We start from the raw sequence: 14,977 nt of genomic DNA on the forward strand, positions 1-14,977 counted from the left end.
CTGTGTCTCCGTTGCGTACCGCGATCAGGAAGAGCTGTTGTCCAGTGCCAGCGCGATCAGGCTGTCGGCATCCATGTCATCGATCGACTCCGTCCTGGCGGCCTCCGCGGCGGGCGGCTCGTCTTCGGTCTCGGCGAGGTCCAGCAGCAGTTCGGTGAGCCCCGCCGCGCGCAGCCGGGCCAGCGGGATGTTCGCCAGCACCTCGCGGATGCGGGTCTCCTCCGGGTCGAGCTGCTCGGTGCTGTCCCCGTACAGCTCGGCCCGCAGGTGCCTGCCGAGTTCGGCGGCGGTCGGGTGGTCGAACACCAGCGTGGTGGGCAGTTTCAGCCCGGTGGCCGCGTTGAGCCGGTTGCGCAGCTCCATCGCGGTCACCGAGTCGAAGCCCAGGTCGCGCAGCGCCCGGTCGGCCGGGATCGACTCCGCGGACTCGTAACCGAGCACGGCCGCCACCGTGGCCCGCACCAGGTCCAGCACCACCTGCTCGCGGCGCGCGGGCGGCACGTCGTCCAGAACAGCCTGCTGTGCCGGGCCATCCTGGTTGAGCGCCGCCTGCTTGATCGCGGCCTGCACCTCGGGCAGGTCACTGATCAGCGCGGCGGGCTTGCCGCTGACCGAACGCGCCCAGTCCAGGTCCGCCACCAGCACGAAGGTCTCGTCGTGGTCCAGGGCCTGGGTCATCGCGTTGACGGCCAGCTCGGGGTCCATCGGCGAGGCCCCGCTGCGGCGCAGGGCGTCCAGCCGGGTCTTGTCGTCGGCCAGGCCCCCGCCGCCCCACTGGCCCCAGGCGATCGAGGTCGCGGGCAGGCCCTCCGCCCTGCGCTGCACCGCGAGCGCGTCCAGGTAAGCGTTGGCGGCGGCGTAGTTGCCCTGGCCCGCGTTGCCGAGCGTGCCGACCGCCGAGGAGAACAGCACGAAGGCGGACAGGTCCAGATCGCGGGTCAGCTCGTGCAGGTGCTTGGCGGCCGTCACCTTCGGGCCGAACACCGTCTCGAACCGGTCCGGGGTCATCGCGTCGAGCACGCCGTCATCCAGCACCCCCGCCGTGTGCACGACCGCGGTCAGGTCGGGCACGGCCGCCAGCAGAGCGGACACGGCCGCACGACTGCCTGTGTCACAAGCGGAAATCGTGACCCTGGCGCCGAGTTCCACCAGCTCCGCGCGAAGTTCCTCGGCACCGGGCGCCTGCGCACCGCGTCGGCTGGCCAGCACCAGGTGTTCGGCACCCATGCGCGCCAGCCTGCGGGCCACGTGTGCCCCCAGCGCGCCGGTACCACCGGTGATCAGCACGCTGCCGCTGGGCGTCCACTCGCGGGCCGCCGCCGCGCCGCCGATCGGGGCGTGGGTGAGCCGCGCCGCGAACGCCCCGTTCGACCGCACCGCAACGTGGTCCTCGTCCCCAGCGAAGGCCCGCGCGAGCAGATCAGAGCTGTCCACAGTGGACGACAGATCGACCATGCCGCCCCAGCGGTCACTGTGCTCGATGCCCGCTACCTTGCCCAGGCCCCACAGCTGCGCCTGCTCGGGGTTGACCGTCTGCTCACCGCGCCCGGTGCTCACCGCGTCGCGGGTCACCAACCAGAGCGGGGCTTCGACCTCGGCATCGCCCAGCGCCTGGATCAGTGCCGTGGTGGCGTGCAGCGTCTGCCCGGTGGACACCACTCCGGCCAGCTCGTCCTGCACCAGCAACTGGGCCGTCAGCGAGGCGCGGTCCAACTCGGCGTCGGTGATCGTGACCACGGTCGCCCCGCCGTGTGCCAGCGCCTGCCCGACCTGCGCGTCCTCGGGGCCGACCACCAGCCAGGTGCCGGTCAGTTCGGCCTCGGGCAGCGTGATCGGCTTCCACGTGGTCCGGTACCGCCACGAGTCCACAGTGGAGGTCGCCCGCTGCCTGCGCCGCCAGGAGGACAGCGCGGGCAGCACCTCGTCCAGCGCGGTGCGCTCGACGTCGAGCTGACTGGCCAGCCCGTCCAGGTCCTGGCTCTCCACAGCGGTCCAGAACAGGTCGCTGGCCGGGTCGGCGGTCAGCCTGCTCGTCGCGGGCAGCCAGTAGTCCTGCCGCTGGAAGGCGTACGTGGGCAGCTCGACCCGCCGGGTGCCCTCGCCGTAGACCTGCGCCCAGTCCGGGGACACGCCGCGCACGTGCAGTTCGGCCAGGGACAACAGGAATCGGTGCAGCGTGCCCGTGTCGCGGCGCAACGAGCCGGTGACCACGGCTGCGGAAACGCCCGCCTGGTCGAGGGTTTCCTGCACGCCCATGGTGAGCACGGGGTGCGGGGAGACCTCGACGAAGGCGGCGTGGCCCTCGTCAGCAAGCCCGTGGATCGCCTTCTCGAACCAGACCGTCTCGCGCAGGTTGGTGTACCAGTACTGGGCGTCCATCGTGCTGGTGTCCAGCCAGTCGCCGGTCACCGTGGAGTACATGGGGATCTGCGACTCGCGCGGCCGGACCGGTTCCAGGTCCTCGATCAACCGCTCGCGGATGCCCTCGACCTGCACCGAGTGCGAGGCGTAGTCCACGGCGATGGTGCGGGCGCGGACCTCCTCCACCTGGCAGCGGGCCACGAACTCCGACAGCGGCTCGGGCTCGCCGGAGACCACCACCGAGGACGGGCCGTTGATCGCGGCCACGGAGATCGAGTCGCCCCAGACCGAGATCAGCTCGCGGACCTGCTCCACCGGGCGGGCCACCGACACCATGCCGCCCTTGCCGGACAGGTGCTGGCCGATCGCCTTGCTGCGCAGCACGACCACGCGCGCCGCGTCCTGGATGGACAGTGCACCGGCCACGCAGGCCGCCGCGATCTCACCCTGCGAGTGGCCGACCACCGCGTCGGGGGTGATCCCGTAGGAACGCCACACCTCGGCCAGCGACACCATGACGGCCCAGGACATGGGCTGCACGACGTCGACCCGCTCGTAGGCACTGGGATCGCGCAGCGAGTCGAGCAGGTTCCAGTCGACGAACTCGCTCAGCGCGGCGGCGCACTCGGCCATGCGCGCGGCGAAGGCCGGTGCCGAGTCGAGCAGGTCGGCGGCCATGCCCACCCACTGCGAACCCTGCCCGGGGAACACGAAGACCCGCTTGCCCTCCACATCGGCGGCGCCTTCGACCACCGCGGCCGAGGGCTCGCCAGCGGCCAGCGCGGCCGTCGCGGTGAGCAGCTCGTCCCGGTCGCCGACCAGCACCGCACGGCGTTCGAAGGCCGATCGAGTGGTGGCCAGCGAGTGGCCGACGTCCACGGCGCGTTCGTCGGTGAGGCGTCCGAGCAGGCGAGCGGCCTGCTCCCGGACGCCCTCCGCGGTGCGCGAGGACAGCACCCAAGGCACCACCGCGTCTTCGTTCGCCGGGGCGGGCGCCACGACGGGCGGCTGCTCGATGATGACGTGTGCGTTGGTGCCGCTCACGCCGAACGAGGAGATGCCCGCGCGCCGAATCGTGCTGTCCCAGGGCTGCGCCGAGGTCAGCAGCTCCACGTCACCGGCCTCCCAGTCCACATGGGACGAGGGCGTGTCGGCGTGCAGGGTCTTGGGCAGCACGCCGTGGCGCATGGCCAGCACCATCTTGATGATGCCCGCGACACCGGCTGCGGCCTGGGTGTGGCCGATGTTCGACTTCGCGGACCCCAGCCACAGCGGGCGCTCGCGGTTCTGCCCGTACGTGGCGAGCACCGCCTGCGCCTCGATCGGATCGCCGAGCGTGGTGCCGGTGCCGTGCGCCTCCACGACGTCCACATCGGACGGAGACAGTCCGGCCACGGCCAGCGCCTTGCGGATCACTCGCTGCTGGGAAGGACCGTTCGGGGCGGTCAGACCGTTCGACGCACCGTCCTGGTTGACCGCGGAACCCTTGACCACAGCGAGGATCGGGTGGCCGTTGCGCTGCGCGTCGGACAGCCGCTCCACCAGGAGCATGCCCACACCCTCGGCCCAACCGGTGCCGTCGGCGTGCTCGGAGAACGCCTTGCAGCGGCCGTCCGGGGACAGCCCGCGCTGGCGGCTGAACTCCACGAAGGTGGCCGGGGAAGCCATGATCGTCACGCCACCGGCCAGCGCCATCGTGCACTCACCGTTGCGCAGGGCCTGGATCGCCCAGTGCAGAGCCACCAGCGAGGAGGAACAGGCCGTGTCCACGGTCACCGCGGGACCTTCCAGGCCCAGGGTGTAGGCGATGCGCCCGGTGGCCACGCTGCTGGCGTTGCCCACGCCGAGGTGGGCCTCCAGCCCTTCCGGCGCGACCTGAACGCCGGCGGCGTAGTCGTGGTACATCAGCCCGGCGAAGACACCAGTCTGGCTGCCCTTCAACGACTTCGGGTCGATGCCCGCGCGCTCCACGGCCTCCCAGCAGGACTCCAGCAGCAGGCGCTGCTGCGGGTCCATGGCCACGGCCTCACGCGGGGAGATACCGAAGAAGGCCGGGTCGAACTCGGCCGCGTTGTGCAGGAAGCCGCCCTCGCGAGTGTAGGACTTGCCCGCCTTGTCCGGGTCCGGGTCGTACAGCCCGTCCACGTCCCAGCCGCGGTTGCTCGGGAACTCGCTGATCGCGTCGGTACCGGTGGACAGTAGCTGCCAGAAGTCCTCGGGGTTGCGCACCCCGCCGGGGTACTGGCAGGCCATGCCGATGATCGCGATCGGCTCGTCGGTGACCCGGCGCGACGGAGCCGCGTCCACAGTGGACTCGATCCCGGACAGCTCCGCGGCCAGGAAGTCGGCGAGCACGTCACTGCTGGGGTAGTCGAACACCAGGGTCGCGGGCAACCGCAGTCCGGTGGCCGCGTTCAGGCCGTTGCGCAGCTCGACGGCCGTCAACGAGTCGAAGCCCAGCTCCTTGAACGCCCGCGTGGGGTCGACGCGCCGCCCGCCGCTGTAGCCCAGCACCGAGGACACGTGGTCCAGCACCACTGCGAGCACCGCGGCACGCTGCTCGTCGGCACCCAGACCGGCGATGCGCTGTGCGAGCGAGGAGTCCACTGCGGCCTTGGCGCGACGCCGTTGCACGGGAACGAGTTCGCGCAGGACGTGCGGCACCGACTCGGCGCGCAAGGCGGTGGCGTCCAGGTTGACCGGCACGAGCAGCGCGTCCTCGGACCCCAGCGCGATGTCGAACAGCGCGGTGCCCTCGGCGGCGGTCAGCGGTCGCAGGCCGCCACGGCTCAGCCGGGCCCGATCCGCCTCGTCCAGGGAGCCGGTCATCGCCCCGCCCTCGTCCCACAGGCCCCAGGCCAGCGAGTGGCCGGGCAGCCCGCGGTCGCGGCGGTGGGCGACCAGGGCGTCCAGGAAGGCGTTGGCGGCGGCGTAGTTGGCCTGACCCGCGCCACCGAGCACGCCCGACATGGAGGAGAACAACACGAACGCCGACAGGCCCATGCCACGGGTCAGCTCGTGCAGGTTCACCGCGGCGTCGATCTTGGGGCGCAACACGGTGTCGACCTGCTCGGCGGTCAGCGCCGTGAGCACGCCGTCGGCCAGCACACCGGCGGTGTGCACGACGGCGGACAGGGTGCGATCCGCCAGCAACTCGGCCAGTGCCGCCCGGTCGGCGACGTCGCACGCGGCGACCTCGACCTGCGCGCCCTGGTCGGCCAACTCCGCGACGAGTTCGCGAGCGCCCTCGGCGTCCAGGCCGCGGCGGCTGGTCAGCAGCAGGCTGCGCACCCCGTGCTCGGCGACCAGGTGCCGGGCGAAGACCTTGCCCAGCGCGCCGGTCCCGCCGGTGATCAGCACAGTGCCGTCCCGCGGGAGCTCCACAGTGGACTGTTCGCTGGCCCGGACCAGGCGCGGTGCCAACACCTCTCCCGCACGGAGCAGGAGTTGCGGCTCGCCGGTCTGCACGGCGGCCACCAGCTGCGTGGTGTCGCCGTCGGTGTCGACCAGCACGAAGCGGTCGGGGTTCTCCGCCTGCGCGGACCGGATCAGGCCCCACACCGGGGCGTGCACCAGGTCCTCGGCGAGCGCACCGCTGGTCAGCACCACCAGGCGGGCGGTGCGGTCGCTGGTGAGCCAGTCGCGGACCACGGCCAGGGTCCGGTGCGTGGCCTCGCGGGCGGCCTCGGCGAGGTTGACTTCAGTCGGCACTGAGGTCATGGGGACAACAACAACCTCGGCACCTTCGGTGACCAGCTCAACCCCGGCCAGGTCCAGCGCGGTGTCGCCGAGCACGGACCACTTGGCGGGGGCGACCTCGGCGACCGGCACGGGCCGCCAGTCCAGCCGGTACAGCGAATCGCGCTGCGCGGTCTGCACGGCAGCGGCGGAAACCTCGCGCAGCGCAAGGGATTGCGCCGACAGCACGGGCTGGCCGGACTCGTCGGTGATCAGCAGGGACAGGGTGTCGGCGGCCACCCGGGACAGCCTGACCCGCGCGCGGGCGGCGCCGCTGGCGTGCAGGGACACCGCCGACCAGGAGAACGGCAGAGCGGCGGGGCCGTCCGCGTTGAGGATGCCGTTGGCGTGCAGGGCGGCGTCGAACAGCGCCGGGTGGATGCCGAACCGGCCCGCCTCGGCGGCGAGGTCCTCGGGCAGGCTGACCTCGGCGTAGACCACCTCGCCGGACCGCCACGCGGCGCGCAGGCCCTGGAACGCCGGGCCGTAGCCGAAGGCCGAGCTGCCCTCGTAGAAACCTGTGATGTCAACGGGTTCCGCGTCAGCTGGCGGCCACTGGGCCAAGGTCTCGGCGTGCTCGTCCGCGAGGCCGAGCGTGCCGACCGCGTGCAGGGTCCAGTCCTCAGCGGTGCGCGAGTGCACGCTGACCGACCGGCGGCCCGAGTCCTCGCGGGCGCCGACGGTGACCTGCACCTGCATGCCGCCCTGCTCGGGCAGCACCAGCGGGGCAGCGATGGTCAACTCCTCGACGTGGTCGCAGCCGACCTCGTCACCGGCCCGGATCGCCAACTCCACCAGGGCGGTCCCGGGCAGCAGGGCGCTGCCGAGCACCTGGTGGTCGGCCAGCCAGGGGTGGGTGCGCAGGGACAGGTGGCCGGTGAACACGAAGCCGTCGCTGTCGGCGAGCCCGATCGCCGCCCCGAGCAGCGGGTGGTTCGCGGCAGTGAGCCCGAGGCTGGACGGGTCGCCCGCGGAGCGGTCCAGCTTGAGCCAGTACCGCTCGTACTGGAAGGCGTAGGTCGGCAGGTCGACACGGCTGGCGCCGCTGCCCTCGTAGTAGCGCGCCCAGTCCACTCGCACACCGTTGACGAACATGGTCGCCAGCGCGGTGAGCAGCGTGGTCGGCTCGTCGCGGTCCTTGCGCAGGGTCGGCGTGCCCTCAGCCATTGCCGACAGCACACCGTCCGGCCCGAGCTCCAGGAACTTCGTCACGCCCTGCTTGCGCAGGTGCTCGACGCCCGCGTGGAACCGCACGGCCTCACGAACGTGCCGCACCCAGTACTCAGGGGTCGTCGGGTCACCCTCGGTGTTGCCCACCACCGGGATGCTGGGCTGCGCATAGGTCAGCGCGGACGCGACCGCGCGGAACTCCTCCAGCATCGGGTCCATCAGCGGGGAGTGGAACGCGTGGCTGACGGTCAGACGACGGGTTTTGCGGCCAGTGAACTGTGAGACCACAGTCTCAACTGCGTCCTCGGTACCAGAAACAACCACCGAGTCCGGGCCGTTGATCGCGGCGATCGACACCCGGTCGGTCAGGTGCGGAACGACCTCGTCCTCAGTCGCCTGAATCGCGACCATCGCGCCACCGGTCGGCAGCGCACCCATCAAACGCCCACGAGCCGCGACGAGCTTGGCAGCATCGGCCAGCGACAAGATCCCGGCAACGTGCGCAGCGGCCAACTCACCGATCGAGTGACCGATCAGGTAGTCCGGCGTAACGCCAAACGATTCAACAAGCCGATACAGCGCCACCTCGATCGCGAACAGAGCAGGCTGCGTGTACTCCGTACGGTTCAGCAACTCGGAGTCGCCGAACATGACGTCCTTCAGATCATTGGAAAAGTGCGCCAGCACCTCATCCAAAGATCCAGCGAACTTGGGAAAAGCCTCGTACAGCCCACGACCCATGCCCGCGCGCTGCGAACCCTGACCGGAGAACAGGAACGCCAACTGGCCAGGCGTGGCCACGCCCGTCACCGGCTGGCTGAAGTCGTCGAAAGCCACGGCCCGGTGCTCGAACACCGACCGGCCGGTGGCCAGCGAGTAGCCCAGGTCCAGCAGCGGAGCGTCCACAGCAGACAGTCGATCGGCCTGGTCCCGCAACGCCGCCGCGGTGCGCCCGGAGTAGACGAGCGGCAGCACCGGCAGCGGGCTGCCCGCGCCCGACTCCGCCTCCACCCGCGGTGCCTGCTCCACGATGACGTGCGCGTTGGTGCCGCTGACACCGAAGGAGGAGACACCGGCGCGGCGGGCACGGCCGGTCTCCGGCCAGGGCTGCGAGTCGGTGAGCAGCCGGACGTCACCGGCCGTCCAGTCCACATGGGACGAAGGCGTGTCCACGTGCAGGGTCTTGGGCAGCACGCCGTTCTGCATGGCCAGCACCATCTTGATGACCCCGGCCACACCGGAGGCGGCCTGCGTGTGGCCCAGGTTGGACTTCACCGAGCCCAGCAGCAGCGGCAGGCCGGCGGGCCGGTCCTGGCCGTAGGTGGCCAGCAGCGCCTGGGCCTCGATCGGGTCGCCCAGGGTGGTGCCGGTGCCGTGTGCCTCCACCGCGTCGACCTCGTCCACACCCAGTCCGGCGCTGGCCAGGGCCTGGCGGATCACCCGCTGCTGGGAGGGGCCGTTCGGGGCGGTCAGGCCGCTGCTGGCGCCGTCCTGGTTGATCGCCGAGCCGCGGATCACCGCCAGCACGCGGTGCCCGTTGGCCTGCGCGTCGGACAGGCGCTCCAGCAGCAGCATGCCGACGCCCTCGGACCAGCCGGTGCCATCGGCGTTGTCGGAGAAGGACTTGCAGCGCCCGTCGCGGGCGAGCCCGCGCTGGCGGCTGAACTCCACGAAGGTGCCCGGCGAGGACATGACCGTCACACCACCGGCCAGCGCCAGCGTGCATTCCCCCTTGCGCAGGGCCTGCGCGGCCCAGTGCAGTGCGACCAAAGAGGACGAACAGGCGGTGTCCACCGTGACGGCAGGACCTTCCAGGCCCAGGGTGTAGGCCACGCGGCCGGAGGCGATGCTGGCCGCACCGCCGTTGCCGAGGTAGCCCTCCAGGCCCTCCGGCACCTTGTCCAGGCGGGCGGTGTAGTCGTGGTACATCACCCCGGCGAACACGCCGGTCTGGCTGCCGCGCACGGCCTCCGGCACGATCCCGGCGTGCTCGAAGGCCTCCCAGGACGCCTCCAGCAGCAGCCGCTGCTGCGGGTCGGTGGCCATCGCCTCGCGCGGGCTCATCCCGAAGAACTCCGGGTCGAACAGCGCCGCGTCGTGCAGGAACCCGCCCTGCGTGGTGTAGGTCGTGCCCTGGTGGTCGGGGTCGGGGTGGTAGAGCGAGGCCACGTCCCAGCCCCGGTCCTCGGGGAAGGAGGAGACGGCGTCAGTGCCCTGCGAGACGAGCCGCCACAGGTCCTGCGGGGAGCGGACCCCGCCGGGGTAGCGGCAGCTCATGCCGACGATGGCGATCGGCTCGCGATCAGCGGACTGGACCTCCTGCAGGCGCTGGCGGGTCCTGGTGAGGTCCGCCGTCACCTTCTTCAGGTAGTCCCTGAGCTTCTGCTCACTGTCACTCATCGCCAATCCATCCCACTCCCTCAGGAGATCCCGAGCTCGTTGTCGATGAAGTCGAACAGGTCGTCGTCGGTCGCCGAATCGATCTTGTCGGTGACCGCGTCGCCCTCGTGCTCCCCCAGTCGTGCCAACAACTCCTGCAACCGACGCGCCAACCCGGTGCGGGCCTGCTCGTCCTCGGCGATGCGCGGCAGCGCCAGCTCCACCCGGCTGAGCTCCTCGGCCACCGAGGGCACGGCGTCCCCGGTGTCCTCGGCCAGGCCCTCGGCGAGGAACCTCGCCAGCGGTCCGGGGGCCGGGTAGTCGAACAGCAGCGTCGCCGGGAGCTTCAGCCCGGTGGCCGCGGTGAGCCGGTTGCGCAGCTCCACCGCGGTCAGCGAGTCGAACCCGAGGTCCATGAACCCGCGACCGGCCTCCACCGCCGTGGACTCGGCGTACCCGAGCACGGCGGCGGCCTCCGCGCAGACGAAGGCCAGCAGCGCCTTGTCCCGCTCCGCGGGCGACTTGGCGGCCAGCTCACGGCGGAACCGGTCACCCGAACCGTCCACAGTGGCCGTACGCCGGGCGGGCGTGCGCACCAGGCCACGGAACATGGAGCCGCTGAGCGCGGTCGTGTCCAGCTTGGCGGGCACCAGGGTCGCGTGCTCCGAAGTGGACAGTGCGTCGAACAGGGCGAGAGCGTCCTGAGTGGACAGCGGGAGCACGCCGCCGCGCTGCATGCGGGACCGGTCGGCCTCGCTGAGCTGCTCGGTCATGCTGCTGTCCTCGGCCCACATGCCCCAGGCCAGGGACACCGCGGGCAGCCCCTCGGCACGGCGTCGCACGGCCAGGGCGTCCAGGAAAGCGTTGGCAGCCGCGTAGTTGCCCTGCCCGGGGCTGCCGGTCGTACCCGCCAGCGAGGAGAACAGCACGAACGCGGACAGCTCGCGGTCGCGGGTCAGCTCGTGCAGGTGCAGTGCCGCGTCCGCCTTGGGGCGCAACACGGTGTCGACCCGCTCCGGGGTCAACGAGGTCAGCACACCGTCGTCCAGGGTGCCCGCGAGGTGCACGACCGCGTCCAGGTCGGTGACCCGGTCCAGCAGGTCGGCGACCTGCTCGCGGACCGCCACGTCGCAGGCGGCTGGCTCGACCTCGGCGCCCAGCCCGGTCAGCTCGGCGACCAGTTCCGGTGCGGGGCCGCGACGGCTGGCCAGCACGAGCTTGCGCGCGCCGCGCTCGGTGACCAGGTGACGTGCCACCAGGCTGCCGATCGTGCCGCTCGCACCGGTGATCAGCACCGTACCGCGCGGTTCCCACCGCGTGCCGGGCACCTCGGTGCGGACCAGACGGGCCGCGTGCAGCACGCCGTCACGGACCAGAACCTGCGGCTCACCGCTGGCGATGGCCGCGTGCAGCGCGTCGGCACCGGGCTCGTCCACGTCGATGAGCACGAACCGGTCCGGGTTCTCCGACTGGGCGGAGCGGATCAGGCCCCACACCGGCGCCGCGTCCAGGTCGGCGAGGTCCGGGCCCGCGGCGCCCCTGGTGACGAACACCAGCTTGGCCTCGGCGAACTTCTCCTCGGCCAGGAAGCCCTTGGCCAACTCCAGCGCACGGTAGGCGTTGCCGCGCAGGTCACCGGTCAGGCCGACGAGTACCACGTCCGGCAGTGAGTCCACATCGGACAGTTCCGCGAAGGACTCGGCGGACAGCGCGACGGCCAGCTTGAGCTGGTCGTCCCCGACCACCGCCCAGTGCCCGGTGTCGGCGGCCGAAGCAGAGATCACCGGCCAGTCGACCCGGTAGAGCGGGGCCAGCTCGGCGGTGGAGATCTCACGCAGCACCAAGGAGTTCGCGGTCAGCACGGGCTGCCCGGACTCGTCGTGCACGGTCAGCGACAGGGTTTCGGGCCCGGTCAGCGAGACCTTCACGCGCAGGCTGGACGCGCCGCTGGCGTGCAGGGACACCCCGCTCCAGGAGAACGGCAGCTTCGCGGGCGCGGACCCGTCCTCGGCCCGCAGCGCCACGGACTGCACGGCCGCGTCGAGCAGCGCCGGGTGCAGGCCGAACCGGGCAGCCGCGCTCTGCGGCACGCTGACCTCTGCGTAGACGTCCTCACCCTGCCGCCATGCGGCCCGCAAGCCCTGGAACAGCGGGCCGTAGGCGTAGCCCCTGGCGGCGTAGTTGTCGTAGAACTCGCTGACGTCCACGGGCTGCGCGCCGGTCGGCGGCCAGGTGGTCAGCGGTTCGGTGTCAATCTGCCCGGGGCTGAGCAGGCCGGTGGCGTGCTGGGTCCAGGGCACGTCCTCACCCTCGGCGCGGGAGTAGATGCCCAGCTGGCGGTTGCCCGTGGCGTCGGGAGCGCCGACCGTCACCTGGAGCACGAGCGCGCCCTGTTCGGGCAGCACGATCGGCGCGGCCAGGGTCAGCTCCTCCACCAGCCCGCAGCCCACCTGGTCGGCGGCGCGCACGGCCAGTTCGAGGAAGGCCGTGCCGGGCAGCAGGACGCGGCCGAGCACCTCGTGGTCGGCGAGCCAGGGGTGGGTCCGCAGCGACAGGCGCCCGGTGAGCAGGTAGCCGTCCGAGTCGGCGACGGGCACGGCCGCGCCGAGCAGCGGGTGGTCGGCCGCGATCAACCCGGCGGTGGACACGTCGCCCGCGCCGCCCGGGGTCGGCCAGTACCACTGGCGCTGGAACGGGTAGGTCGGCAGGCCCACGCGCTGACCAGCACCGATGTACCGCGCGTAGTCCACGGTGGCGCCCGAGACGTGCAGCTGGGCAAGGGCCAAACCGAGAGCAGTGCTCTCGTCACGGTCCTTGCGCTGCGCGGGCACGACCACGCTGTCCTCGGGCAGGAAGGCGGCGGCCATGGCGGCGAGCACGCTGGTCGGGCCGATCTCCAGGTACCGGGTCACCCCGTGCTCGGCCAGCCAGGTCGTGCCCTGGTGGAAGCGGACCGCCTCGCGCACGTGCCGCACCCAGTAGCCGGGAGTTGCCAGGTCAGGGGCGGGGGCGCCGGTCAGGTTGGACACGACAGACAGCCGCGGAGGGGCGTACTCCAGTCCCTCCGCGACCTCGGCGAACTCAGCCAGCATCGCGTCCATACGGGGCGAGTGAAACGCATGACTGACCCGCAAACGCCTAGACTTTCGATCGAGTTGCTCGACGGCGGCCAGCACGGCCTGCTCGTCACCGGAGAGCACCACGGAGGTCGGGCCGTTCAGCGCGGCGATCGACACGCCCTCGCTGAGCAGCGGCAACACCTCCTCCTCGGTGGCCTGCACGGCGACCATGGCCCCGCCGGTGGGCAACGCCTGCATGAGCCGGCCGCGGGCGGCGACCAGTTGGCAGGCGTCGGCCAGGGAGAAGACCCCGGCCACGTGTGCGGCGGCCAGCTCGCCGATGGAGTGGCCCACCAGGTAGTCCGCCGTAACGCCAAACGACTCGATTAGGCGATACAGGGCGACCTCGAAGGCGAACAGGGCGCACTGCGTGTACTCGGTCTGGTCCAGCAACTCGGAGTCGCCGAACATGACGTCCTTCAGATCCTTGGAGAAGTGCGCCAGCACCTCATCCAAAGCTCCAGCGAACGTTGGAAAAGCCTGGTAGAGCTCACGGCCCATGCCCGCGCGCTGCGCACCCTGCCCGGAGAACAGGAAGGCCGTGCGCCCCTCGACGGCCACGCCGGACACCAGGTCCTGCGCGGACTCGCCCGCCGCGAGGGCGGCCAGCGCCTCGGGCGCCAGCACGACCGCGCGGTGCTCGAAGGTGGAGCGGGTCGTGGCCAGCGAGTGGGCCACATCCACCGGCCGCAGGTCGCCAACGGCGGACTGGAGCCGCTGCGCCTGCTCGCGCAGCGCACTGGCCGTCCGCGCGGACAGCACCCACGGGGTGGGGCCCTCGTGTTCGGCGGGCTCGGCCGCCTCGACCTGCGGCGGTTCCTCGATGATCGCGTGCGCGTTCGTGCCGCTCACGCCGAAGGAGGACACGCCCGCGCGGCGGTTCGGACCGGTCCACGGCACGGCCGAGTTCAGCAGCCGCACATCACCCGCGGTCCAGTCCACGTGGGTGGACGGGGTCTCAGCGTAGAGCGTGGGCGGCAGCACCCCGTGCCGCATGGCCTCGACGATCTTGATGACCCCGGCGACCCCGGAGGCCGCCTGCGTGTGGCCGATGTTGGACTTCACCGAGCCCAGCCACAGGGGCCGCTCGCGGTCCTTGCCGTAGGTGGTGAGCAGGGCCTGGGCCTCGATCGGGTCGCCCAGCGAGGTGCCGGTGCCGTGCGCCTCCACCACGTCGATCTCGGCCGCGGACAGGCTCGCGTTGCTCAGCGCCTGGCGGATCACCCGCTGCTGGGACGGACCGTTCGGGGCGGTCAGGCCGTTCGAGGCGCCGTCCTGGTTCACGGCGGAACCCCGCACCACCGCCAGGACCGGGTAGCCCAGCCGCTGCGCCTCGGAAAGCCTTGCCAGCACGAGCATTCCCACGCCCTCGGCGAGGCCGATGCCGTCGGCCTCGTCGGAGAAGGCCTTGCAGTGCCCGTCCTCGGCCAGCCCGCGCTGGCGGCTGAAGCCGATGATCGCGCCGGGGGTGGACATCACCGCGATACCACCGGCCAGGGCGAGCGTGCACTCCTGCTGGCGCAGCGACTGGCACGCCAGGTGCAGCGCCACCAGTGAGGAGGAGCAGGCCGTGTCCATGGTGAGGGCCGGTCCCTCCAGGCCCAGCGTGTAGGCGATGCGGCCGGAGGCCACGCTGCCCGCGTTGCTGGTGATCAAGTGGCCTTCGGTGTCATCGGCCGCGTGATCGGCGTCGGCGCCGTAGTCGTGGAAGGACATGCCAACGAACACGCCGGACTTGCTGCCCTGCAAGGAGACCGGGTCGATGCCCGCCCGCTCCAGCGCCTCCCAGGAGGTCTCCAGCAACAGCCGCTGCTGGGCGTCCATGGCCAGGGCCTCGCGCGGGGAGATGCCGAAGAAGCCCGCGTCGAACTCGCCCGCGTCGTGCAGGAAGCCGCCCTTGGCCGAGTACGTGGTGCCCGGGTGGTCGGGGTCGGGGTGGTACAGCCCGTCCATGTCCCAGCCGCGGTTGACCGGCAAGCCGGTGATCGCATCACCGCCCGCGGCGACCAGGTCCCACAGCTGCTCGGGGCTGTGCACCCCGCCGGGGTAGCGGCAGGCCATTCCCACGATGGCCACCGGTTCCTTGGCGGCCTCGTGCAGTTCGCGGTTCTGCTGGCGCAGCGACTCGATCTGCTTGACCGCCGAACGCAGCGCCTGCACGACCTGGTCGTTGGCGGCACCAGTCATGACCTGATCTCCTTCTCGGGGCA

The 14,977-nt window shown here is 71.7% G+C and carries 2 protein-coding genes; both read right to left on the minus strand.

Annotation, left to right across the window (positions count from 1 at the left end; all coding sequences use genetic code 11):
• Positions 1 to 24: 24 nt before the first annotated feature.
• A complete protein-coding gene (locus tag KALB_RS48840) occupies positions 25 to 9,627 on the minus strand; it encodes a type I polyketide synthase (RefSeq protein ID WP_420811839.1) in 9,603 nt (3,200 codons plus the stop codon).
• Between the two features lie 62 nt (positions 9,628 to 9,689).
• The gene (locus tag KALB_RS32265; protein WP_052360506.1) at positions 9,690 to 14,954 is read right to left on the minus strand and encodes a type I polyketide synthase; all 5,265 of its coding nucleotides are present in this window, start codon (positions 14,952 to 14,954) and stop codon (positions 9,690 to 9,692) included.
• Positions 14,955 to 14,977 lie beyond the last annotated feature (23 nt).

Source organism: Kutzneria viridogrisea DSM 43870 (assembly GCF_000525635.1).
Taxonomy (GTDB): Bacteria; Actinomycetota; Actinomycetes; order Mycobacteriales; family Pseudonocardiaceae; genus Kutzneria; species Kutzneria viridogrisea.

What these genes read in the sequence shown, in the direction of transcription:
- KALB_RS32265 (WP_052360506.1), bottom strand. Translation starts at nt 14,954, where the DNA reads ATGACTGGTGCCGCCAACGACCAGGTCGTGCAGGCGCTGCGTTCGGCG.